Here is a 21,582-nt window from a genome sequence, read left to right as displayed (position 1 = left end):
TGGTCCGGGAGGGGAAGTCTAGTGATGTGTCCGAGTCCCGGGAAAATTCATGGGACACTTTCGGACACTTCGGACACTTCCACCTCCGGGACGTCGGGCGGCGCCGCCTCCACGGCGTTCATATGGTCGTCCAGTTCTTCCCGACCGAGGGCGGCCATGCGGCGATAGTCGGCCTCGCTCATGGGTCGAACGTCGACATCGACGTTCCGGCGCAGCCGGGAGGTGGCCTCCGCCAGCCGGATCCAGGCCATCGCTTCGGTGGGACCGCTGGCGCTGGCGCATTCAGCCGCGCGGCGGAAGGCGAAACGGCACAGGCCGACGCTGTCCGGGCGCAGAAGAAGGGCTTCCTCGTCGGCATCCGCCACATGGGTGACCGCAACCATCTGCCGGAAGGCCTCCGGGGAGAAGTCGCGCCTGGCGCGGTATTCGTTGAAGACCTCGGACGCCTCGACGCGGGGGGGCTTCCAGCGCTCGGCCCGGGCGTGGCGCGAGACGGTGCGGATGTTGAGGCCATGGCGCTCGGCCACGATGCGGAGGGAGGCGCCGGCTTCGTAGTCAGCGCGGGCGGCGGCCCAGACCTGGGTCGGGCGGCGGCTATGGGGAGAGGCTGTCTGTGTCATCCCGCCATTATCGGGCGCCCCGGAAGGGCGCCAGGTAAAATGAAGTGAAAATCAGTCAAGTCACTGATTTAGCGGAATTCAATTTCGGAAAGACTGCTAGGTTGAGGGGGCGCTTCGGCCGTTGCCGGCGCTCCCGTCGCTCAACCGCGCACGACCAGATCGTCGAGCCGGATCGCCTGTTCCAGCCGCACCGCGCCGGAGACGTCGCGGATTTCGGCCAGGAGGGTCGGCCGGGCGGCGTCCCAGGCGATCGTCAGCAGGCCGAAATTCCGGTCGCGGAAGGCCTCGCCCACCCGGCGCGCATTGGGCGGCAGGACGGGCCAGACCTCGGTCAGGCCGGACGAGGTGACGTCCCACAGCGGATAGGGGGTGTCCAGCCGCGAGATCTCGGCGTAGTGGGTGTCGCCCGACAGGCAGACTAGGCGGTCGGCCCGGCGCTCGCGGATGGCGGCGATCAGACGCTGATGGTCCTGGGCGAAATTGGTCCAGGCTTCCCAGCCGGGGAAGTCGGCCACCACCTGCAGGCTGGAGCCGAACAGGCGAAGATCGGCCGGGACCGACAGCTGTTCCTCCAGCCAGCGCCACTGGGTCTCGCCCAGCTGGGTGGCGGCGCCTTCCGGATTGCGGGCGTAGGGGCCGGGGGTGGACAGGCCTTCGGCGGCGCGATGCTCGACCCAGGCGCCATAATCCTGATCGCCCAGCTCCAGCGGCAGCAGCGGGGTGCGGTTCCAGCGCAGGTCGGGCAGGATGACCTGCACCCGGCGGCCGGGCGGGCCGAAGACGCGGGAGGTGTAGATGCCGTCGCGGGTCCGGCGCGGGCTGTCGGCGGGCTCGCCGAAGAAATCCAGGAACTGGCGGCGCGACTCCTCCTTCATCGGATAGTCGGCTCCGGCGTCGTTCTCGCCGTAGTCGTGGTCGTCCCAGATGGCGAGGATGGGGGTGGTCGCCTTCAGCCGCCGGAAGCCGGGCTGGGCGGCCAGGGCCGCGTATTTGCGGCGCATGACCTCGGGGTCGCGGGTGTCGAGATAGACGTTGTCGCCGAGCAGGATGAACAGGTCCGGCCGGGCCGCCAGCACCGCATCCCAGATCGGCTGGGGCTTTTCGGAGTCGGCGCACGAGCCGAAGGCGATGCGGGTCAGGGCGAGATCGGCGTGAGGGTGCGGATCCGCGCGGGCGGCCGCCGCGCCGGCGACGCCCGCGACCACGGTTCCGGCGACCAGGCCGCGTCTGGATATCGAGATCATCGCGGGCTCCGGGGCGTCCGTTGGCGACACCGTTCTAGCGATCCGGAGGTCGGGCTCAAAGCCGCCCCTGCTCGCGCAGCCTGTCCACCATCCACACCCGCGCGGGCGGGATCGGCCGGTTCTGGGGGTGGAAAACGAACTGTTCGAGGAAGTGGCCCGTCAGGGCGAGGCCGGCCGCCACATCGCCCTGCCCCAGTCCCGCCTGGGCGCCGAGCATGAAGGGCGGCAGGGTCAGCAGCTTGTCGGCATAGGGTTCGCCGGCCTCGCGGCCGACAGCGCGGCCGGTGCGCGGGCTGACCCAGACCAGGTCGTCCATGGTCCCGGTGACGGCGCAGCGCGACAGGTCGAGGCCGAAGCCGAGGTCCTCCAGCAGCCCCGCCTCGAAACGCACGAAGACGGCCGGCCAGACGTCCGGCAGGGCGAAGGCGGACATCAGCGCCTCGAAGGCGAGGAAGGCGCCGGGATGCGGCTCGCGGTCGGGCAGCGACCCCTGCGCCACGGCGGCGGCGGCGGCCAGGCCGGTGAGGGCCAGGGGGTCGTCGAACAGGGCGCTGGGCCCCTCCCCCACCGGCTCCAGCCGGGCCGAGCCGAGGTGGTCCGAGGTGCGGGCGCGGTAGTCCGCCGTGACCCGGGCCCCCGCCTGCAGGAAGGGCTTCATCCGGCGCGAGGCCCCGCCCGCGACATAGGCAGCGCGACGGCCGTGTTCCTGGGTCAGCAGTTCCACCACCACGCCCGTGTCGCCGTGGGCGCGGGCGGACAGGACAAAGGCGTCGTCGGTGAAATCCATGCGGCGGTGTTAGCGGTCAGGGCCGGAGTTGGCTATATGTTCCGCTTTTCGCCTACTGCTGCGCCGCCCGGATCCGCGCCGTCATGTCCCGGGCAAGGGCGTTGGGAATGGGGAAGGTCAGGGCGTAGAGGGCGATCCGCCAGCGGCCGTCCTCGCCGCGCACGACGACGCCCGTGCCCCGGCTTGTGCCGTAGGACTGGCTGTCGAGGGCCTCGTCGAACCAGACCACGCAGCGGCAGTCCAGCGGCGCGAGGGTCAGGGCGCGGGACCGCGGCGTATAGGTCCAGCCCTTGCCCCGGGCGAAATACGGCTCGGCGTAGGACCGGAATTCGGCGATGGACCAGCGCTCGGTCACATCGGTGCCGATGTAGGTCGCGTCGGGCGTTAACAGGTCGAAATAGGTCGCGCCGTCCGCCGTCGAGGCCGCCCGGTGCAGGGCGTCCAGCGTCGCGGCGGCGGCGGTCTCCTCGGGCGTGTCGGCGGCCTCGCCGGGGGCGTCGACGACGGGTGTCGCGGCCTCGAAGGCCTTGATCTCGTCCGTCATGCCGTTGGCGAGGTCGTTCGGGATCGGATAGCTGAGCGCGTAGCGCAGCACGCGCCAGTCGTCGCCGGAGCGGACCAGCATCCCCTCGCCCCGCGCCGTGCCGTAGGTGGCGCTGTCCAGCACCTCGTCGAACCAGGCCACGCAGGCGCAGGGGTCGGGGGCCAGGGTCACGTGGCGCTCGCGGGCCGCATAGGTCCAGCCCTCGCCGCGGGCGAACACCGGGGCGGCGAAGGCCAGGAGGGCCTCGCGGTTCCAGCGCTCGGAGGTCTCGTTGCCGACCCAGACCAGGTCGGGGGCCAGGCTGTCGGCCCAGGCGGCGGAGTCGGCGCGGGCCGCGGCGGCGTGCATCCGGTCCAGGGCGGCGGCGGCCTGCTCTTCCGGGGCGGACTGCAACGACAGGACCGCCAGGGCGGCGAGGAACAGCGACATGGAACCCTCCGGATCATCCGGGGTCCACGCTAGGCGACCCCGACGCTTTGGGGAACCGTCGGCTCCACGTTGCCGGATTTTATTTAACCGTGCGGTTGACAACGAGTCGTGACCGGCGCATTTAACCTGACAGTTAGATACGAAGCAGGCCCATGCAGACCGATCCGCTCAGCGCCAAATTCGCCGCCCTCGCCGACCCGACCCGCCGGGCCATCCTGGCGCGGCTGTGCGAGGGCGAAGCCAGCGTCAACGACCTGGCCGAGCCCTTCGACATGAGCCTGCCGGCCGTGTCGAAACACCTGAAGGTGCTGGAGAAGGCCGGGCTGATCAGCCGGGGCCGCGAGGCCCAGTGGCGGCCGGCCCGGCTGGAACCGATGGGGATGAAGGGCATCGCCGACTGGCTGGAACACTACCGCCGGTACTGGGACGCCAGCTTCGACCGCCTCGACGCCTACCTCAAGAAAATCCAGAAAGGAGACCCCAGTGGCCCAAGAAACTGAGAACAATCCCTGCATCACTGACGGCGTCGCGCATCAGCACGCCCTGGTCCTGCGCCGCGTCCTCGACGCCACGCCAGAGCAGATCTGGAAGGCCTGGATGACGCCGGAACTGCTGCAGCAGTGGTTCGCCCCGCGGCCGTGGACGGTGTCGGACGTGAAGATCGACCCCCGCCCCGGCGGCGTGTTCAACTTCGTCATGCACGGGCCGGACGGCGAACGTTTTCCCAACAGCGGGGTTTTCCTCGAGGCGATCCCGAACCGCCGGTGGATCACGACCGACGCCTTCACTCCGGACTGGCAGCCAGCCGGCCAGCCGTTCATGGTCGCCACCGTCGAACTGACCCCCAGGGAGGACGGCAAGACCGAATACGTCGCCACGGCGCGCCACTGGAACGCCGAGACGATGAAGCAGCACGAGGCCATGGGCTTCCATGAAGGCTGGGGGACATGCGCCGACCAGCTGGCCGAACTGCTGAAGACCCACTGACCTCCCCGGCCTTCGACCGGACCCGCTGAAGAGCCTGCCCGATGACCTTCGTCGAAACCGTCGCGACCCGTCCCGTCCTGCAGATGCAGCGCTTCTTCGATGCGCCGCGGCCGCTGGTGTGGCGGGCGTGGACCAACCCCGAGGTCATGGTGCTGTGGCTGGGTCCGGTCGAATGGCCGGCGGTCAGCGCCACCCAGGACCTGAGGGTCGGGGGCGAATGGCGGGCCTGCCTGCGCTCGCCCGACACCGGCCAGGACCTGTGGCAGGGCGGAGTCTACCGCGAGATCGTCCCCGACGAGCGGCTGGTCTTCACCTTCAAATGGGACGAGTCGCACGAGGACGGTCCTCCGGTCGAAACGCTCGTCACAGTTCAGCTCGGCGACGCGCCGGGCGGCGGCACCCTGATGGACTTCACCCACGAGGGGCTGAAGTCCGAGGCCAGCCTGACGGGCCACAGACACGGATGGACCAGCACCTTCGAGCGGCTGGAAGCCTTCCTCGCCGGAAACCCGGCTCAGTAACGGCGCCCCTGGCGTCGAGCGTTTGGTTCAACCCGATCAAGGAGCGACGACCATGAAGATCGTGACCAGCCTCAGCTTCCGCGGCCAGTGCCGTGAAGCCTTCGAATTCTACGCCAGGGTGCTGGGCGGGGAGATCACCGCCGCCATGCCCTATGGCGACGCCCCGCCCGACATGCCGATCAGCGATCCGAAGTACAAGGACTGGCTGATGCACTGCTGGCTGCAGGTCGGCGACCAGGCGATCATGGGCGCGGACATGGATGTCGACTGGGCCCCGAACGTCGACAAGCCCAGGAACGGCTTCGACGTGACCCTGCACACCGACGACGCGGCCGAGGCGCGCCGCTGGTTCGACGCCCTGGCCGAGGGCGGCAAGGTGGCGATGCCGTTCGAGGCGACCTTCTGGTCGCCCGGCTTTGGCTCCCTGATCGACAGGTTCGGCGTGCCGTGGATGGTCAACACCAATCCGGAAATGCCGAAGTGAAGACGCCCGCCGCCTTCCGGATCGCGGAGACGGTCTCGTGACCGTCGCCGCCGCCATCCCCGAACGGCTGAGGCGACTCGACATCGTCCGCACCTTCGACGCTCCGCGCGCCCTGGTCTGGAAGATGTGGACCGATCCGGCCCATGTCGGCGTGTGGTTCGCCCCCGAGCATTTCACCACGCCCGTGGTCCGGATGGATGTGCGGCCCGGCGGCGCCATCCACATGGTGATGCGGGGGCCGGACGGAACCGACCATCCCTTCGACGGCCGCTTCATCGAACTCGATGAGCCGGAGCGGCTGGTCATGCGAACCTGGATCAACCTGCCGGACGGCGGCGTCTGGTTCGAGGTCGAGCAGACCGCCCGCTTCGAGGAGGTCGACGGCCGCACCGTCATGCGGTTCGAGGCCGTGGTCGTGCAGGCCCGCGAGGACGCCATCGGCCCGCTCAGCGGCATGGAGATGGGCTGGAGCCAGACCCTCGACAAGCTGGCTGCGCACCTCCGCGCCGTGACAGCCGCGGGAGGCTGAGATGGAAAAGGGACCGGTCGCGGCGAACCCCGACGCCTGGGTGGCCGGTCTCGACGGATGGCGGCGCGACCGGGTCGAAGCCCTGCGCGCCGCCATCCGGACCGTCGACGGTCTGACGGAGGTGATCAAATGGGGTCATCTCGTCTATCTGACGAACGGCCCCGCCCTGCTGATCCGGGCGGAGGGCCAGCGGGTGCTGCTGGGTTTCTGGCGCGGCCAGCGGCTGGGCGGGATCGAGCCCCGGTTGAAACCCGGCGGCCAGTACGAGATGGCCACCCTGAGTCTGGCTTCCGGCGAGGCGGTCGACCCCGAAACTGTCACTGCCCTGACCCGCGCCGCCGTCGCGCTGAACGCCGAACTCGGCGACCCCACCAAGGCCTTGAAAAAGGAGAAGACCCGATGACCCGATTGCTTCTCAACCGCTTCGCTGTACTGGCCGCAGCATCTGTACTGGCCGCGGCGGCGGGTTCGCCCGCTCTGGCGCAGACCCCGGAACCCGTTGCAGCGAGCGCCACGGCCCCGGCGGCCGAGCACTCCGCCACCGTCGAGGGCGGCGAGGTGCGCTATTTCGTCCACGGCGACCTGGCGTCCGGCAAGACGCCGCTGCTGGTGCTGCACGGCGCCTTCATGTCGTCGGATACGATGAAGCCGTTGACCGATCTGATCACCGACCGGCCCATGATCGTCGTCGACCAGCGCGGCCACGCCCGCACCGGCGATCTGCCCGGTCCGATCACGTACGAGAACCTCGCCGACGACGCCGCCGCGGTGCTGGCCGATGCGGGCGTCGCGAAGGCCGATGTGGTCGGCTATTCGATGGGGGCCGGCGCGGCCCTGCAACTGGCCTTGCGCCATCCTGAACGGGTCGACCATCTGGTCATCGCCTCGGTCAGCTTCAACGAGGCGGGCAACCTGCCCGGATTCACCGCGATGATGGACGGCATCACGCCCGGGATCTTCGCCGGGACGCCGATGGAGGCGGAGTTCAAACGGCTGGCCCCCGACCCTGACGCCTTCGCCTCCGTGGTTGAGAAGATCAAGGTCATGGATCAGGGCCAGGACTGGCCCGCCGAACAGATCCGCGCCCTGACCTCGCCGACCTTCATCATCGTCGGCGACCACGACATCGTGCGGCCCGAACACGCGGTGGAGCTGTACCGGCTGCGCGGCGGCGGCGACACGGCGCGCGCGTCCCAGCCCTTCCTGACCGAGGCCCCGCCGGCCCGGCTGGCCATCCTGCCGGGCGCCTCGCACATCGACGTCTTCGGGGATCCGGCCCTGCTGGCGGCGATGATCCTGCCGTTCCTGGACGACCAAACCCGTCCGCGGCCGCCGGGTCTCTTCGAAGACGTCCCGGGAGAGTGAGGCCCGCCATGCGCACGATCAGAACCGCGACCTTCGTTTCCATGGACGGCGTCATGCAGGCCCCCGGGGGTCCCGAGGAGGACACGACGGGCGGCTTCAGGTTCGGAGGCTGGATATGGCCCTGGTTCGACGAGGCCTCCGGCGGGCTGATGGGCGAGGCCATGGGCGAGGACTACGACCTGCTTCTGGGCCGTCGGACCTACGAGATTTTCGCCGCGTACTGGCCGGGGATGGACGACGGGATCGGCCGCACCTTCAACGCCATCAACAAATACGTCGTCGCCGGCCCCGAAACGCCCCTGACCTGGGCCCACAGCCACCGGCTGGAAGGCGATCTGCCCGATGCCGTGCGGGCGCTGAAGGCGACGGAGGGCCGCGACCTGCTGATCCAGGGGTCGAGCGAGGTGATCCACACCCTGCTGGCCCACGACCTGATCGACCAGCTGACCCTGCTGACCTGTCCGGTCATCCTCGGTTCGGGCAAGCGGCTGTTCGACCAGGCCGCGCGACCTCACGCGTGGCGGCTGACCCGGACCCGGCAGACCGCGACCGGCGTGCTGGCCCATACCTTCGAGCGGACGGATCAGCCGCCGCCCACCGGCGCGTTCGGGCCGCAGACCCCCGGCGAGGCCGAGCTGGCCCGCCGCGAACGCTGGGCCCGCGAGGGCTGATTCAGCGCGCCATCGCGGTCGGGAACGGCCGGCCCAGCGCCTCGGCCATGCCCTGTTGCGACAGCAGGAAGACCGCATCGCGCGAGTGGTAGTTGTTGGACAGGACGATCACCGTCACGTCCGCGTCGGGCTGGTAGGTCATCAGGTTGCGGAACCCCGACCAGCTGCCGGTGTGATAGATCTGGCGGTCGAGGAAGTCCGGGCTGACCCGGCGGCCGAGGCTGTTCGTGAACAGCCCGAAGCCCCAGTCCCGGCGCGGCCGGCCCCGTTCGTCGGGCGTCGACTCCGGGGCGTGGTCGGCGATCATCATCGCATAGCTGCGCGGGGTCAGCAGCTGACCGCGATGCAGGGCCCGCTCCCAGACCAGCAGATCGTCCAGGGTGGAATACAGGGCGCCGGCGGCGAAGATGATGCTGACATTGGCGTCGGGCTGTTCGGTCGGCCCGCCGGCCAGATTGGCGTAGCCCATGACCACGTCCGAGGCCCCGTCGTCATAGCCGGTGTCGGCCATGCCCAGCGGTTCGAAGAAGGCGTCCCGCAGAAAGTCGTGCAGCGGCCTCCCGCTGGCCTTCTCGACCACGGCGCCCAGCAGATTGTAACCGGCGTTGTTGTAGCGGACTTTCGTTCCTGGAGTGAACTGGAGACGATAGAGCGCGGATTGCGCGGTCAATTCCTCAACCGTGGCCGGCGTCACCCGTCGCACGCCCCAGCCCGGTCGGGCCATCAGGTCCGGCACGCCGGAGGAATGCCCGAGCAGGTGATACAGGCGGATCGGCTCCCACGCCGGCGGGCAGGGCTGGATCCATTTGCACAGCGGATCATGCGTCGACAACACGCCCTCGTCCTGCAGCCTCAGGATGGCGGCGGCGGTGAACTGCTTGCTGATCGAGGCGAGGCGGAACCGGGAGTTCAACGCCAGCGGCTTCATCAGACTGCGGTCGGCATAGCCGTGCACCTGCCGGAACAGCACCTCGTCGCCCCGGGCGACCAGAACCCCGCCCGTGAACTGGCCCGAGCCGCCCCAGCGGTTCAACTGGGCCGTGAGTTGCGGCAGGGTCTCGACCACCACCAGAGGGGGGCGGGGCGGCAAGGGTTCCGGCTCGGGCGCCGTCGGCATGGGCCGCACGGTCGCCCAGGCGACCAGGCCGGCGGCGAGGACGAACAGGGCGGCGATGACGGCCATCGCCAGCCGGGGATGGCCCCCGGATTGTCTGGGAACGTGGAACAAGGGTCTAGACGTCGTAGTCCAGCCCGAACTGGGCGTAGAGGGCTCTGGAATCCTGCCACTTCGGGTCGACCTTGACCGTGATGAACAGGTGGACCGGGCGATCCAGCAGTTCGGTCAGCTCCTCGCGCGACTTCTGGCCGATCCATTTCAGGGTCTGGCCGCCCTTGCCCAGGACGATGGGGCGCTGGCTCTCGCGTTCGACATAGATGGTCTGTTCGATCCGTGCCGAGCCGTCAGGCCGGTCCTCAAAGGCCGTGGTCTCCACCGCCGCCGAATAGGGCAGTTCCTCATGGACCCGCAGATAGACCTTCTCGCGGGTGATCTCGGCCGCCAGGACCCGCATCGGCACGTCGGCCGACTGGTCGGCGGGGTAGAGCCAGTGTCCCGGCGGCATGGCCCGGGCGAGGCGCTGCTTGAGGTCGTCGACGCCGTCGCCGCTCAGGGCCGAGATCATATAGACCTCGGAATAGACGCCGGTCTCGAACAGCCTGTGCGACAAGGCCAGCAGGGTGTCGCGGCGCATGCCGTCGATCTTGTTCAGGGCCAGGATGACCTGCTTCCCCGCCGCCTTGAGGGCGGCGATGATGGTCTCGGTGTCCTCGGCCGAGCGGCGGTCGGCGGCCTGGCCTTCCTTGCCTTCGGCGGCGATGTGCGAGGCCGCGTCGATCAGGTGGACCACCACGTCGGCGTCGTCGGCGCCGCCCCAGGCCGAGGCGACCATGGCCCGGTCCAGGCGGCGCCGCGGGGTGAAGATGCCGGGCGTGTCGACCAGCACGATCTGGGCGTCGCCCTCGATGGCGATGCCGCGCACGGGAAAGCGCGTGGTCTGGACCTTCTGGGTGACGATCGAGACCTTGGTTCCGGTCAGCCGGTTGACCAGCGTGGACTTGCCGGCGTTGGGCGCGCCGATGATGGCGGCGAAGCCGGCTCGCTGGGTTTCTGTATCGGTCAAATCACGCCTTCACGCTGCAGTAGGCCGATCGCGGCCGCCTTCTCCGCGTCCTGACGCGAACGGCCTTGCGCGGTCAAGGGCGGATATCCGGCCACGCTGGCTTCGACGGTGAAAGTCGGGGCGTGATCCGAGCCCTTGCGGTCGACGATCCTGTAGGCCGGCAGGGGCTTGCCCTGCCCCAGGGCCCATTCCTGCAGGGCCGATTTCGGATTGGTCAGGGATTTTTGCGGCGGGGCGGACAGTTCGTCCTTCCACGCCTGGTCGAAGGCCGCCCGGGCGGCGTCGAAGCCGCCGTCCAGCCAGACCGCCGCCAGCAGGGCCTCCATGGCGTCGCCGAGCACGCCCTCGCGCCGTCGGCCGCCCTGTTTCGCCTCGCCGGGCGACAGCCGCATGGCCTCGCCGACCCCCAGGGCCTCGGCCGCGCGGGCGCAGGCGGCCTTGTCGACCAGGGCGTGCAGGCGCGAGGACATCTCGCCCTCGTCGGCGTCGGGGAAGTCGCGCACCAGCCGGTCGGCGACCAGCAGGCCCAGCACCCGGTCGCCGAGGAACTCGAGCCGCTGGTTGTCGGCGAACAGGCGGCCGCGCGCGTCGCGTTCGGCCCCCTCCCCCACGCTGGCGTGGGTCAGGGCGAGCTCCAGCAGGGCCGGATCCCCGAAGTCGTGGCCGAGGCGGCGCACCAGCGCCCGGACAGCCTCGGCCCGTCTGTCGGCCATCAGTCGAGGACGGTGAAGAACCGGCTCGGGCGGACCTTCGAGAACCAGCTGACCGGATTCCACAGCGAGGCGCCCGGCGTCCACGAGAACAGGATGATCTCGGCCTTACCGATCAGGTTTTCCGCCGGCACCAGGCCCACGCCCTGCGACTGCTCGACCCGGCTGTCGATGGAGTTGTCGCGGTTGTCGCCCATCATGAAGTAATGGCCGGCCGGGACCTCGAACACCGGGGTGTCGTCCAGGTCGTTGCCCGGCCCGAAGTCCTGGATGCGGATGACCTTGCCGCCGGGCAGGGTCTCGTCCGCCTGGATGATGGGCAGGCCGTACATGTTGGTCACGTCCTGGCCCGAGACCACGACGTCGCGCACCGGCGCGCCGTTGATGTGCAGGACGTTGCCGATCATCTGGATGCGGTCGCCCGGAAGGCCGATCAGCCGCTTGATGTAGTCGGTCCGGTTGTCGCGCGGCAGCTTGAACACCACGATGTCGCCGCGTTGCGGCGCCTGGGCCAGGATGCGGCCGTTGAAGATCGGCGGGCTGAACGGGATCGAGTGTTTCGAATAGCCGTAGCTCCACTTGGACACGACGATGTAGTCGCCCTCGTACAGGTTCGGCTCCATCGAGGCCGACGGGATGGTGAAGGGCTGGAACAGGACCACGCGCAGGACGAAGGCGATCAGCAGGGCGAAGAAGATCGTCTTGACGATCTCCATGCCCTCGTTGCTCGAACCGCCCCTGGACTTGCGCTTCTTGCCGCCCTTGCCGCGGGCGTAAACCGGGGTGGTGTCGACGTCCTCGAACGGGGCGTCGCCGGAGTCGCTCCACACCGGCGGCTTCGAAGCGGCCGCCGCGGCGGCGCCGGCGACAGCGGCGGCCGCGACAGGCGCCGCGTGATCGTCGTGGCCGTGGGCGTGGTCGTCATGACTGTGGGCGGCCGCCTCGGCGTGGCCATGATCCTCGTGGCCGTGGCCCGTATCATGGCCGTGATCGTCGTGGCCGTGGCTGTCGTGGCCGTGCGCGGCGGGTGCGGCATGGTCGTCATGGCTGTGGGCGGCATGGTCGTCATGGCCGTGATCGGCCGGAGCGGCATGGTCGTCATGCGCATGCGCGGCTGTCGCATGGTCATCATGGCCGTGCGCGTCAGCGACGGGCGGGGCGGCATGATCGTCGCCGTGCCCATGGTCGGCGTGTCCGTGGTCGTCGTGGCCGTGAGCCTCCGCGGGCGGGTGGGCGGCGTGATCGTCGTGGTCGTGCGCGGCGGGCGCGGCGTGCCCGTCGTCGTGTGCGTGACCCGCGGCGTGGCCGTGGTCGTCCTGCGGCTTGTGCTCGTCGCTCATCGTGGCTCTGTCCCCCAGCCGCTGTCCGCGGTCTTTGCGGCGAAATCGGTATAACGTGATTAAGCCATCGGCAAGGCTTCGATCACCACGAAGGCGAGTGCATACGGGTGCTCGTCGCTGAGGGTCAGATGTATCCGGGCTTCGTGACCGGGCGGTGTCAGCCTGGACAGGTGTTCCGCGGCATGCCCGGTCAGGGCCAGGGTCGGCTGGCCCGAGCGCAGGTTCACCACCCCCATGTCGCGCCAGTAGACGTCGGCCCGCATGCCGGTGCCGAGGGCCTTGGCGCAGGCCTCCTTGGCCGCGAACCGCTTGGCGTAGCTCCAGGCCGGGTCGGGCTTTCGCTCCGCACGGGTCCGCTCCAGCTCGGTGAAACAGCGCGTCCGGAAGCGGTCGCCGAAGCGGTCCAGCGATTTCTGGATGCGCCGGATGTCGGTCAGGTCGGCCCCGACCCCGACGATCACGACGCCGCGTCCATGGCCGCGCGCATCCGGTGGATGGCCGCGGTCAGGCCCACGAACACGGCTTCCCCGACCAGGAAATGGCCGATGTTCAGCTCGCGTATCTCCGGGATGGCCATCATGTCGGCGGCGGTGAGGTAGTCCAACCCGTGCCCGGCGTGAACCTCCAGCCCCCGATCGAAGGCCCGCGTGGCCGCCGCCTGCAGCCGTTCGAACTCGATCGCCCGGTCGTCCCCGGAGAGATGGCAGTAGCGGCCGGTGTGGAACTCGACCACCTGGGCGCCGACCGCATGGGCGGCGTCGACCTGCTCCGGGGCCGGCTCGATGAACAGCGAGACCCGGACGCCGGCGTCAGCGAGCGCCTTCGCCACCGGCGCGATCCGCGCCTCGTGGCCCGCCACGGCCAGCCCGCCCTCGGTCGTCACCTCCTCGCGCCGCTCCGGCACCAGGCAGGCGGCGCGCGGCCGATGGCGCAGGGCGATGGCCAGCATTTCGTCGGTGACCGCCATCTCCAGGTTCAGCGGCCGGCCGGCCTCGGCGCACAGGGCGCTGAGGGCGTCGATATCGGCGTCGGTGATATGGCGCCGGTCCTCGCGCAGGTGGGCGGTGATCCCGTCAGCGCCCGCCGCCAGCGCCTCGCGCGCCGCGCGCGCCGGATCGGGGTGTACGCCGCCGCGCGCGTTCCGCACCGTGGCGACGTGGTCGATATTGACGCCGAGCCGGACCGGAGAAACCATCGCCGCCTACTTCGCCAGCCGGCGGCTGCCGGGGTCCTCGACCGGCAGGGCCGCCAGTTCGGGCGGCAGGGCGTCGGCCGGCCAGGCCGGGACGTCCAGCGTCGCCAGAGCCACCAGGGGCACGCCGACGTCGGCCCGTCCGCCCGAGCGGTCGACGATACAGGCCGCCGCGACGACCTCGCCGCCCGCCGCCTGGATCGCCGCGATGCATTCGCGCGAGCTCAGGCCCGTGGTGACGATGTCCTCGACCATGACGACCTTCCAGCCCGGCTCGACATGGAAGCCGCGGCGCAGCCTGAATTCGCCGCCCTCGCGCTCGACGTACATGGAGGGCACGCCCAGCCAGCGGGCGGTCTCATAGCCGGGGATGATGCCGCCGACGGCCGGCGAAATGGCGACGTCGACCGGCCCGACCGCCGCCGTGATCTTCTCCGCCAGGGCCTTGCACAGCCGGGCGCAGCGCGCCGCGTCCATGAACACCAGGTTCTTCTGCAGAAAGACGGGACTGTGCAGGCCCGAGGACAGCACGAAATGGCCCTCGCGCAGGGCGCCGGCGCCGCGGAATTCGTCGAGTACGTCGTCTGAGGTCATGGCCGGTCTCTAGCTCAGCCGCGGGCGCAACAGAAGCCACCCGGCCGCGTCATTCTATGCTTTGGCCGGGCTCGAGGCCCGAGGCCAGCAGGGTGCGCCAGATCGCCTCGGCGTCCTCGGCGAACCGGAACAGGCCCAGGTCCGCCGCGGCGACCATGCCGTGCTCGATCAGGACGTCGAACTTGATCACCGAGCGCCAGTAGGCCTCGTCGAACAGGACGATCGGGATCGGCGGCGCCTTTTCCGTCTGGCGCAGGGTCAGGATCTCGAACAACTCGTCGAAGGTGCCGAACCCGCCCGGAAAAACCACCAGCGCATTGGCCCGCATCGCCAGGTGCATCTTGCGCATGGCGAAATAGTGGAAGCGGAACGTCAGCTCCGGCGTGGACCATTCGTTGGGTTCCTGCTCGTGCGGCAGGGTGATGTTGAAGCCGATCGACGGCGCGCCGACCTCGGCCGCGCCGCGGTTCGCAGCGCCCATGACGCCCGGCCCGCCCCCGGTGGCGATGACATTGTCGCGCGGCTGGCCGTCGGCGCCGTGCAGCGCCCCGCCCCGTTCGGACGCCAGCCGACCGAAGGCGCGCGCCTCGGCGTACCAGCGGGCGTGTTCGCCATCGCCGTTCTCCCCGATCCGGGCGCTGCCGAAGACCACGATGGTCGAGCGCACCCCCCAGGCCCGCAGGGCCTGTTCCGCCTTCGCGTACTCCATCAGGAAGCGCACGCCGCGCATGGCGTCGCTCAGCAGGAAGTCCTGGTCCAGGGCCGCGAGCCGGTAGGAGGCCGACGCCGTCTGGGCGGCGTTCGCGGGCCGGATCGGGGTCTCGCTCACCCCCGCGCCCGCTCGACCGTGTCGACCGAGGGGTTGGTGCGCAGCGCCGCCATGATGGCGGTGGCGTGTTTGGCGTCCTCGACCTCCAGGTCGATGTCGACGTCGAAGAAGTCCTGCTGCCGGTGGCTCATGACCAGGTTCAGGATGTTGCCGCCCGCCTCGCCGATGATGGTGGCGACCTGGCCCAGCACCCCGGGCGCGTTCTTGATGGTGGCGCGGATGCGGGCGGCGGCGACCGCGCCCTGTTCCGCCTGGGGCGTCCATTGCAGGTCCTGCCAGACCGAATCGTCGTCGGTGAAGTCGGCCAGCCTCTGGCAGTCGATGGTGTGCACCGTCAGCCCGGCCTCGGGCTCGAGGATGCCGACGATGCGGTCGCCGGGCACGGGCGAGCAGCAATGGCCGAAATGGACGCTGATTCCCGGCGTCAGCCCGCCGCCCCGCACGAACAGGCGCGCCTGCTCGTCGCCGATCCGCCGGCGGTCTGGGCCCGCCTTCAGCCGGCCCTTCAGCGCCGGGAACAGGGTCTCGCCGACCTTGGCGGCCGACAGGCGGCCACGGCCGATGGCCTCGTACAGGTCATCCTCCGAGGCGAAGGCCAGGGTCTCCAGCATGGCCTTCAGCGACACCTCGGCCAGGGTCTTGCCGGCCCGGGACAGGGTCTGCTCCAGCGTCGCCCGGCCCAGTTTCTGGAATTCCCCCCGCTCGGAGGTGCGGATGTGCCGGCGGATGGCCGAACGGGCGCGGCCGGTGACGGTCAGGGAGCGCCAGTCGACCGGGATTTCGCGCTTGGAGCCGCGCACGATCTCGACCACGTCGCCGTTCTGGAGCTGGGTCCGCATCGGCTTGAGCTCGCCGTTGATCTTGACCCCCACCGCCGTGTCGCCGACCTCGGTGTGGACGGCGTAGGCGAAGTCCAGCGGCATGCCGCCGCGCGGCAGGGTGATCAGCGAGCCCTTCGGCGTGAACACGAAGACCTGCTCGAGATACATCTCCAGCTTGGCGTGTTCGACCCAGTCCTCGCCGCCCTCGCCGTGCTCGATCACCTGCACCAGATGGCGCAGGTTCTGCAGCGGATCGCGGCCGCCGTCCTTCTCCATGGCCTCCTTGTCGAAGCCATAGGACTTGTTCTTGTAGGCCCAGTGCGCCGCCACCCCGTCCTCGGCCACGCGGTCCATGGCCTCGGTGCGGATCTGCATCTCGATGCGCAGGCCGGACGGGCCCACGACCGTGGTGTGCAGCGAACGGTAGTTGTTCGACTTGGGCGTGGAGATGAAATCCTTGAACCGCTCGGGCACCACCGGCCAGGCGCGGTGGATCACCCCCAGGGCGCGGTAGCAGTCGTCCTCGGCCTCGACGATGACGCGGAAGCCGTAGATGTCCGACAGCGACGAGAAACCCACCGACTTGCGCTGCAGCTTGCGCCAGATCGAATAGGGCGTCTTCTGACGCCCGAAGACCTTGGCCCTGACCCCCGCTTCGGACAGCACCCGCTCGACCTCGCGCGAGACGCCGTCGATGGCGCGGCCGTGCTCCAGCTTCAGCGCCTCCAGCCGGCGCTCGATGGCGGTGCGGGCGGTCGGGTTCAGGTGTTCGAACGCCAGCTCTTCCAGTTCCGACGCGATCGAATGGATGCCGATCGACCGGCCCAGCGGAGCGTAGACTTCCAGCGTTTCCCGGCTGATGCGCTCGCGCTTCTCGGGCTTGACGTGTTTCAGCGTCCGCATGTTGTGCAGACGGTCGGCCAGCTTCACCAGAAGGACGCGGACATCCCTGGAGATGGCGAGGATGAATTTGCGCAGGTTCTCGGCCTGGCGCGTGTGCTCGGCCTGGAGCTCCAGACGCGACAGCTTGGTGACTCCCTCGACCAGGCCGGCGATCTCCTCGCCGAACATGCCGGCGATGTCGTCGCGGGTGGCCGAGGTGTCCTCGACCACGTCGTGCAGCAGGGCGGTGACGATGGTCGCGGTATCCAGCCGGTAGTCGGTCAGGATGCCGGCGACCTGGATCGGATGGGCGAAATAGGGATCGCCCGAGGCCCGCAACTGCGAGCCGTGCATCTTCATCGCATAGACATAGGCGCGGTTCAGCAGCGCCTCGTCCGCGGTCGGGTCATAGGCGCGCACCGCCTCGACCAGTTCGAACTGGCGCAGGACCCTGGAGCGCGGATGGTCGTCCGGATCCGCGTGGGGACGCGGACCGCCGGGGTCGTTGATATTGGCGGGTTCGGGCGTCGGCGCGGGCTGCCGCGCCGGCAGGATGGTGATACCGTTGGCGGGTTCCGCCGTCAGTACCGCTCCTCCTGCCCGCCGTCGCGGTCGCTCTGCAGCGCGCGGATCAGCTCGGCCTCGGCCATGTTCATGTGCTGGGGCTCGGCCAGCAGGGCGACGACCTCGGCCTCGTCCTCGGCTTCGGTGCGCTCGTCGACGCGTTGCAGCGCCACGATGACGGTTTCGCGCAGCTCTTCCGGCGCGACGGTCGAGTCGGCCAGTTCGCGCAGGGCCACGACGGGGTTCTTGTCGTTGTCCCGATCGAGGGTCAGCGGCGCGCCGTTGGCGATGGCGCGGGCGCGGTTGCCCGCCAGCAGAACCAGGCCGAACCGGTTCGGCACCTTCTCGATGCAGTCTTCGACAGTGACGCGGGCCATGAATTTCCTCGGGCGCGGGGGAGAACCGCACAAAATAGAGTGTCGGACTGAATTGTGCAACGCCGCATGGGCGGGAATGAGGCGTCAGGGCGACGGTGTTGCATCGACCCCGACCGGGGCCCGCGCGGCGAGGGTTGCCGCCGTCCCGCCGGCCGGATGCCGCCACGCCGGCGCGATCTCCGCCAACGGCCCCATCACGAACCGCCGGTCCGCCGCGCGCGGGTGGGGCAGGATCAGGCCGTCGAGGTCGCCCGCCGTCCGGCCATAGGCGATCAGGTCGAGGTCCAGGGTCCGGGGCGCGTTGGCCACGCCGCGCCGCCGGCCGAACGCCTCCTCGATCCGGCCCAGCGCCGCCATCAGCGCATGGGGCGGGTGTTCGGTGCGCACGATCACCACCCCGTTGAGGAAGGGCGGATCGGTCGGGTCGGGCCAGGCCGCCGAACGCCACCACGACGAGCGCGCCACCACATCGATCCCTTCGGCCCGGAACCGGGCCAGCGCCGCCTCCAGCGCCTCGCGGCAGTCGGCCCAGGCCCCCTTGTCATTGCAGCCCAGCGCGACGATGACAGCCGAGTCCAGATCGGGCGCGCCGTCTATTTCGACGGAGGCGCGGACGTCTATTTCCCCGGAGTCCTTTTCCATGACGCCTTATCCGACCGAGCGCATCGCCCTGTTCATCGACGGGGCCAATCTCTATTCCGCCGCCAAGGCCCTGAACGCCGATCTCGACTTCAAGAAACTGGTCGAGATGTACCGCGCCCAGGCCGTTCTGGTGCGGGCCTACTATTACACGGCGGTGATCGAGGGCGAAGAGTTCTCGCCGATCAAGCCGCTGGTGGACTGGCTCGACTACAACGGCTTCACCGTGGTGACCAGGCCGGTCAAACGCTTCACCGACGCCCAGGGCCATACCCGCACCAAGGGCAATATGGATATCGAGATCGCCGTCGACATGCTGGAGTTCGCCCCCCACATCGACCACGCGATCCTGTTTTCCGGCGACGGCGATTTCCGCCGGCTGGTCCAGGCGGTGCAGGCGAAGGGCGTGCGGGTCACCGTCGTCTCGACCACGAAAACCCAGCCGCCCCAGATCGCCGACGAACTGCGCCGTCAGGCGGACGCCTTCGTCGAACTGGCCGACCTGCTGCCCGACATCGGGCGACCGCGGGCCGCGACGCCGCAGCCGACCAGCCGGGTATTCGAGACGGATCATCGCGAATGAGCCTGGCTCCCGAACCGCCCCGCGACTGCCCGCTCTGCCCCCGGCTGGTCGGATACCGGCGCGACAACCAGCGCCAGAATCCCGACTGGTTCAACGGCCCGGCCCCCTCCTTCGGCGATCCGGACGCGCGGCTGCTGGTCGCCGGACTGGCCCCGGGGCGCACCGGGGCCAACCGCACCGGCCGGCCCTTCACGGGCGACGGCGCCGGCTGGATTCTCTACGAGACCCTGATCCGGACCGGCTTCGCCACCGGCGTCTACGAGGCCCGGCCCGACGACACGCTTCGGCTGGTCGACTGCATGATCACCAACGCCGTCCGCTGCGCCCCGCCCGGCAACAAGCCCCTGCCGGCCGAGGAGGCGACCTGCCGGCCGTTCCTGACCGCCCGCATAGCCGCCCTGCCCCGGCTCAGGGTCATCGTCACCCTCGGCGACGTGTCGCGCCGGAACGTGCTGAAGGCGCTGGGTCTGAAGGGAACTGCGGCGCCGCCGGGCCACGGCGTCGAGGCGGCGCTGGGCGGCTATGTGATCCTGAACAGCTATCACTGCTCCCGCCTCAACACGAACACCGGCCGACTGACCCCCGCCATGTTCGAAGCGGTCTTCCGGCGCGCCCGCGAGATCATCGAAGGCTGACCCGACGCGGCTCGCCTGGCCGGCGAGTGTGGCTCCCGCGCCACGCGAATCAGCCAGCGTCGGGTGTAGCCTCAACCCTCAGGAACAGTGCCGCGTAGCTTGCGTTGATCGAACAGCTTTGGAGGCTGCGATGCGTAGGTCGAAGGGGGTCTTCTCGCCCCGCGAGAGAAAGACGGCGCTGTGGGCGCTGCTGATGGCGGGGCTGATCGCCGCCATGGGAATGGTGATCCAGCAATGGAGCCAGCCGTCGGTGGGGCCCGGCGGGATCGAGGCCTATATGACCGCCGACGCGCCCGGCGTGCTGGACGCCCGACCGATCGCCTGAACGCGCCGGCGCCTCAGCCCCGTCAGCCCCGTTCCTTCATCAGCCGGGCCTTGTCGCGCTGCCAGTCGCGCTGGGCCGTGGCCTCGCGCTTGTCGTGCAGCTTCTTGCCCTTGGCCAGGGCGATCTCGATCTTCGCCTTGCCCGCCTCGTTCAGGTACAGCTTGACCGGAATGATGGTCTGGCCGTCGCGCTGGACGGCGCCGATCAGCTTGTCGATCTGCTTGCGGTGCAGCAGCAGCTTCCGGTGCCGGCGCGGCTCGTGGTTGAAGCGGTTGGCCTGTTTGTAGGGCGGGATGTCGGCGTTCACGAGCACGATCTCTCGCCCCTCCACCGCCGCATAGCTCTCGGCGATATTGGCCCGGCCGTCGCGCAGGGCCTTGATCTCGGTGCCGAGCAGCATGATCCCGGCCTCGATATAGTCCTCGAGGAAATAGTCGAATTTCGCCCGCCGGTTCTCGGCGATGATCTTCATCTTGGGAGCGGTGGAGGCCATGCCCGGCTCCTACACCTTCCGTTCGCTGACGCGAAGGCGCTCTTCGGCCCTACGTCCGATTCGGACGTATCCGCATGCAATGCTCCGGCCATGTCGCGAAGCGTCCGCCACAGCCGAAACATCCCGCTTCAGAAGCGAACCGAACGCACGCTTCGGACGCATCGGACGGCAGGGGTCTTTTTTCCCGGGTTAAATCCCGTCCGGAAGCGCACCGGGCGGACTCATCGGACGCATTGGACGGCGATTTTCGTTTTGGCCGGGTTAAATCCCGGCGGCGGCCATCGCCCCCTCGATGGCGGGCTTCACCGCATCGGAGGTCAGGGACAGGGGCAGACGGACTTCCTCGCCGCACAGTTGCAGCCGCGACAGGGCGTATTTCGTCGGCGACGGGGAGTTGTCGAGAAACAGCGCCTTGTGCAGGCCGATCAGCCGGTCCTGCCAGTTGCGCGCCGCCGCGTAGTCGCCGGCGGCCGCCGCCTCGTGCAGGGCGACCATGGCCTCGGGCGCGACATTGGACGTCACCGAGATTACCCCGACCCCGCCGTGGGCATGGTAGCCGAGGTAGCTGGGGTCGTCCCCCGAGATCAGATCGAACTGGCTGCCGATATGGGCCCGCATCCAGCTGACCCGCGACAGGTCGCCGGTCGCGTCCTTGATGCCGACGATGTTCGGATGCGCCGCCAGCCGGGCAACGGTGTCGTTCGACAGGTCCACGCCGGTCCGGCCGGGCACGTTGTACAGCAGCACCGGCAGCTGGACCGCCTCGGCGATGGCCTCGAAATGGCGGGCCAGACCCTCCTGCGAGGGACGGTTGTAATAGGGGGTGACGACCAGGGCGCCGTCCGCACCGACGGTCTTGGCGAAGCGCACCAGTTCGGTCGCCTTGTCCGTCGCCGACGATCCGGCGCCGGCGATCACCCGCACGCGGCCGGCCGCGACCTGCACGCACAGTTCGACCACGCGCTTGTGCTCGTCCAGGTGCAGGGACGCGCTCTCGCCCGTCGTGCCCATCGGCACGACGCCGTGGATCCCGGCGGCGATCTGGCGTTCCAGCAACCGGGTGAAGGCGGCTTCGTCCACCTTTCCGTCACGAAGTGGTGTGATCAGGGCGGTGATCACGCCCTTGAACAAGGGGGCGGTCATTGAGACAGATGGTCCTGCGTGGAAAGAGGCGGCGTTCGCCGGGAGAAGCGCTGGAGGGTAGGTTGCCGGTGGACTGACCGCAACCGCGACGCAT

General features: G+C 69.6%; 29 protein-coding genes. 12 read left to right on the top strand and 17 right to left on the bottom strand.

Annotated elements, in window-relative coordinates; translation table 11 throughout:
• Nucleotides 1-47: 47 nt before the first annotated feature.
• The 4 genes from Q8Q71_RS01995 to Q8Q71_RS01980 form a co-directional block, all read right to left on the bottom strand.
• Nucleotides 48-620 carry a hypothetical protein gene (locus tag Q8Q71_RS01995; protein ID WP_305757966.1) on the bottom strand — a complete coding sequence of 191 codons (573 nt, stop codon included), beginning with the start codon at nucleotides 618-620 and terminating at the stop codon, nucleotides 48-50.
• A 140-nt stretch (nucleotides 621-760) separates the two neighbouring features.
• Nucleotides 761-1,864 (bottom strand): alkaline phosphatase D family protein, encoded by a 1,104-nt coding sequence (locus Q8Q71_RS01990; protein ID WP_305757965.1) that lies wholly within the window; start codon nucleotides 1,862-1,864, stop codon nucleotides 761-763.
• Nucleotides 1,865-1,919: 55 nt separating this feature from the next.
• The gene (gene recO / locus Q8Q71_RS01985; protein ID WP_305757964.1) at nucleotides 1,920-2,651 is read right to left on the bottom strand and encodes a DNA repair protein RecO; all 732 of its coding nucleotides are present in this window, start codon (nucleotides 2,649-2,651) and stop codon (nucleotides 1,920-1,922) included.
• Nucleotides 2,652-2,703: 52 nt separating this feature from the next.
• The gene (locus Q8Q71_RS01980; protein ID WP_305757963.1) at nucleotides 2,704-3,624 is read right to left on the bottom strand and encodes a nuclear transport factor 2 family protein; all 921 of its coding nucleotides are present in this window, start codon (nucleotides 3,622-3,624) and stop codon (nucleotides 2,704-2,706) included.
• A gap of 152 nt (nucleotides 3,625-3,776) precedes the next feature.
• Between Q8Q71_RS01980 and Q8Q71_RS01975 the strand changes: the two genes are divergently transcribed.
• Genes Q8Q71_RS01975 through Q8Q71_RS01940 form a run of 8 tightly spaced genes read left to right on the top strand, consistent with a single transcriptional unit; the run spans nucleotide 3,777 to nucleotide 8,181 of the window.
• Nucleotides 3,777-4,124 carry a helix-turn-helix transcriptional regulator gene (locus tag Q8Q71_RS01975; protein WP_305757962.1) on the top strand — a complete coding sequence of 116 codons (348 nt, stop codon included), beginning with the start codon at nucleotides 3,777-3,779 and terminating at the stop codon, nucleotides 4,122-4,124.
• Entirely contained in the window at nucleotides 4,108-4,611 is a 504-nt protein-coding gene (locus Q8Q71_RS01970; protein WP_305757961.1) for an SRPBCC family protein, read from the top strand. The genes Q8Q71_RS01975 and Q8Q71_RS01970 overlap by 17 nt, the downstream gene beginning before the upstream one ends.
• Nucleotides 4,612-4,652: 41 nt before the next feature.
• The gene (locus Q8Q71_RS01965; protein WP_305757960.1) at nucleotides 4,653-5,132 is read left to right on the top strand and encodes an SRPBCC domain-containing protein; all 480 of its coding nucleotides are present in this window, start codon (nucleotides 4,653-4,655) and stop codon (nucleotides 5,130-5,132) included.
• 52 nt (nucleotides 5,133-5,184) lie between these two features.
• The gene (locus tag Q8Q71_RS01960; RefSeq protein WP_305757959.1) at nucleotides 5,185-5,616 is read left to right on the top strand and encodes a VOC family protein; all 432 of its coding nucleotides are present in this window, start codon (nucleotides 5,185-5,187) and stop codon (nucleotides 5,614-5,616) included.
• Nucleotides 5,617-5,653: 37 nt separating this feature from the next.
• A complete protein-coding gene (locus tag Q8Q71_RS01955; protein ID WP_305757958.1) occupies nucleotides 5,654-6,145 on the top strand; it encodes an SRPBCC domain-containing protein in 492 nt (163 codons plus the stop codon).
• A 1-nt stretch (nucleotide 6,146) separates the two neighbouring features.
• Entirely contained in the window at nucleotides 6,147-6,548 is a 402-nt protein-coding gene (locus Q8Q71_RS01950; RefSeq protein WP_305757957.1) for a DUF1801 domain-containing protein, read from the top strand.
• A complete protein-coding gene (locus tag Q8Q71_RS01945; RefSeq protein ID WP_305757956.1) occupies nucleotides 6,545-7,510 on the top strand; it encodes an alpha/beta fold hydrolase in 966 nt (321 codons plus the stop codon). Before Q8Q71_RS01950 ends, Q8Q71_RS01945 begins: the two co-directional genes overlap by 4 nt.
• Nucleotides 7,511-7,518: 8 nt before the next feature.
• On the top strand, nucleotides 7,519-8,181 hold the full coding sequence (locus Q8Q71_RS01940; RefSeq protein ID WP_305757955.1) for a dihydrofolate reductase family protein: 663 nt from the start codon (nucleotides 7,519-7,521) through the stop codon (nucleotides 8,179-8,181).
• 1 nt (nucleotide 8,182) lies between these two features.
• Here Q8Q71_RS01940 and Q8Q71_RS01935 read toward each other — a convergent pair whose 3' ends face one another.
• Genes Q8Q71_RS01935 through lepB form a run of 4 tightly spaced genes read right to left on the bottom strand, consistent with a single transcriptional unit; the run spans nucleotide 8,183 to nucleotide 11,787 of the window.
• Nucleotides 8,183-9,409 carry a serine hydrolase gene (locus tag Q8Q71_RS01935; protein WP_305757954.1) on the bottom strand — a complete coding sequence of 409 codons (1,227 nt, stop codon included), beginning with the start codon at nucleotides 9,407-9,409 and terminating at the stop codon, nucleotides 8,183-8,185.
• A gap of 4 nt (nucleotides 9,410-9,413) precedes the next feature.
• A complete protein-coding gene (era, locus tag Q8Q71_RS01930; protein WP_305757953.1) occupies nucleotides 9,414-10,361 on the bottom strand; it encodes a GTPase Era in 948 nt (315 codons plus the stop codon).
• Nucleotides 10,358-11,074: a ribonuclease III gene (gene rnc / locus Q8Q71_RS01925; RefSeq protein ID WP_305757952.1), complete on the bottom strand. Its 717-nt coding sequence runs from the start codon at nucleotides 11,072-11,074 to the stop codon at nucleotides 10,358-10,360. The genes era and rnc overlap by 4 nt, the downstream gene beginning before the upstream one ends.
• Nucleotides 11,074-11,787: a signal peptidase I gene (gene lepB, locus Q8Q71_RS01920; protein ID WP_305758071.1), complete on the bottom strand. Its 714-nt coding sequence runs from the start codon at nucleotides 11,785-11,787 to the stop codon at nucleotides 11,074-11,076. The genes rnc and lepB overlap by 1 nt, the downstream gene beginning before the upstream one ends.
• 177 nt (nucleotides 11,788-11,964) lie before the next feature.
• Here lepB and Q8Q71_RS01915 point away from each other — a divergent pair, with 177 nt between their 5' ends.
• Nucleotides 11,965-12,465 (top strand): hypothetical protein, encoded by a 501-nt coding sequence (locus Q8Q71_RS01915; protein ID WP_305757951.1) that lies wholly within the window; start codon nucleotides 11,965-11,967, stop codon nucleotides 12,463-12,465.
• 5 nt (nucleotides 12,466-12,470) lie between these two features.
• Here the strand turns inward: Q8Q71_RS01915 and acpS are convergent, their stop codons facing one another.
• From acpS to folK, 7 genes are all read right to left on the bottom strand, one after another.
• On the bottom strand, nucleotides 12,471-12,872 hold the full coding sequence (acpS, locus tag Q8Q71_RS01910; protein WP_305757950.1) for a holo-ACP synthase: 402 nt from the start codon (nucleotides 12,870-12,872) through the stop codon (nucleotides 12,471-12,473).
• Nucleotides 12,869-13,606 carry a pyridoxine 5'-phosphate synthase gene (locus tag Q8Q71_RS01905; RefSeq protein ID WP_305757949.1) on the bottom strand — a complete coding sequence of 246 codons (738 nt, stop codon included), beginning with the start codon at nucleotides 13,604-13,606 and terminating at the stop codon, nucleotides 12,869-12,871. The genes acpS and Q8Q71_RS01905 overlap by 4 nt, the downstream gene beginning before the upstream one ends.
• Nucleotides 13,607-13,612: 6 nt before the next feature.
• Nucleotides 13,613-14,197, bottom strand: a complete 585-nt coding sequence (pyrE, locus tag Q8Q71_RS01900) for an orotate phosphoribosyltransferase (RefSeq protein WP_305757948.1) — start codon at nucleotides 14,195-14,197, stop codon at nucleotides 13,613-13,615.
• A 49-nt stretch (nucleotides 14,198-14,246) separates the two neighbouring features.
• On the bottom strand, nucleotides 14,247-15,011 hold the full coding sequence (locus tag Q8Q71_RS01895; protein ID WP_305758070.1) for a TIGR00730 family Rossman fold protein: 765 nt from the start codon (nucleotides 15,009-15,011) through the stop codon (nucleotides 14,247-14,249).
• Between the two features lie 11 nt (nucleotides 15,012-15,022).
• Nucleotides 15,023-17,149 (bottom strand): bifunctional (p)ppGpp synthetase/guanosine-3',5'-bis(diphosphate) 3'-pyrophosphohydrolase, encoded by a 2,127-nt coding sequence (locus tag Q8Q71_RS01890; protein WP_305757947.1) that lies wholly within the window; start codon nucleotides 17,147-17,149, stop codon nucleotides 15,023-15,025.
• 161 nt (nucleotides 17,150-17,310) lie between these two features.
• A complete protein-coding gene (gene rpoZ, locus Q8Q71_RS01885) occupies nucleotides 17,311-17,670 on the bottom strand; it encodes a DNA-directed RNA polymerase subunit omega (protein WP_305757946.1) in 360 nt (119 codons plus the stop codon).
• 84 nt (nucleotides 17,671-17,754) lie between these two features.
• Nucleotides 17,755-18,312: a 2-amino-4-hydroxy-6-hydroxymethyldihydropteridine diphosphokinase gene (gene folK / locus Q8Q71_RS01880; protein ID WP_305757945.1), complete on the bottom strand. Its 558-nt coding sequence runs from the start codon at nucleotides 18,310-18,312 to the stop codon at nucleotides 17,755-17,757.
• On the opposite strand from folK, the gene Q8Q71_RS01875 reads away from it, so the two are divergent.
• The 3 genes from Q8Q71_RS01875 (at nucleotide 18,311) to Q8Q71_RS01865 (ending at nucleotide 19,852) form a co-directional block, all read left to right on the top strand.
• Nucleotides 18,311-18,892 (top strand): NYN domain-containing protein, encoded by a 582-nt coding sequence (locus Q8Q71_RS01875; RefSeq protein ID WP_305757944.1) that lies wholly within the window; start codon nucleotides 18,311-18,313, stop codon nucleotides 18,890-18,892. The genes folK and Q8Q71_RS01875 overlap by 2 nt on opposite strands.
• Nucleotides 18,889-19,527 carry a uracil-DNA glycosylase gene (locus Q8Q71_RS01870; protein WP_305757943.1) on the top strand — a complete coding sequence of 213 codons (639 nt, stop codon included), beginning with the start codon at nucleotides 18,889-18,891 and terminating at the stop codon, nucleotides 19,525-19,527. Before Q8Q71_RS01875 ends, Q8Q71_RS01870 begins: the two co-directional genes overlap by 4 nt.
• Nucleotides 19,528-19,657: 130 nt before the next feature.
• Nucleotides 19,658-19,852, top strand: a complete 195-nt coding sequence (locus Q8Q71_RS01865; RefSeq protein ID WP_305757942.1) for a hypothetical protein — start codon at nucleotides 19,658-19,660, stop codon at nucleotides 19,850-19,852.
• Nucleotides 19,853-19,874: 22 nt separating this feature from the next.
• Here Q8Q71_RS01865 and smpB read toward each other — a convergent pair whose 3' ends face one another.
• Both smpB and dapA read right to left on the bottom strand, forming a co-directional pair.
• Nucleotides 19,875-20,324, bottom strand: coding sequence for an SsrA-binding protein SmpB (smpB, locus tag Q8Q71_RS01860; RefSeq protein ID WP_200947906.1), 450 nt, complete (start codon nucleotides 20,322-20,324; stop codon nucleotides 19,875-19,877).
• 282 nt (nucleotides 20,325-20,606) lie between these two features.
• Nucleotides 20,607-21,488: a 4-hydroxy-tetrahydrodipicolinate synthase gene (dapA, locus tag Q8Q71_RS01855; protein WP_305757941.1), complete on the bottom strand. Its 882-nt coding sequence runs from the start codon at nucleotides 21,486-21,488 to the stop codon at nucleotides 20,607-20,609.
• Between the last annotated feature and the right edge of the window lie 94 nt (nucleotides 21,489-21,582).

The sequence above is a fragment of the Brevundimonas sp. genome (genome assembly GCF_030704825.1).
Taxonomy (GTDB): Bacteria; Pseudomonadota; Alphaproteobacteria; order Caulobacterales; family Caulobacteraceae; genus Brevundimonas.
The sequence above is the reverse complement of the archived record's forward strand: the minus strand, read 5'-3'. Positions and strand labels throughout refer to the sequence as shown.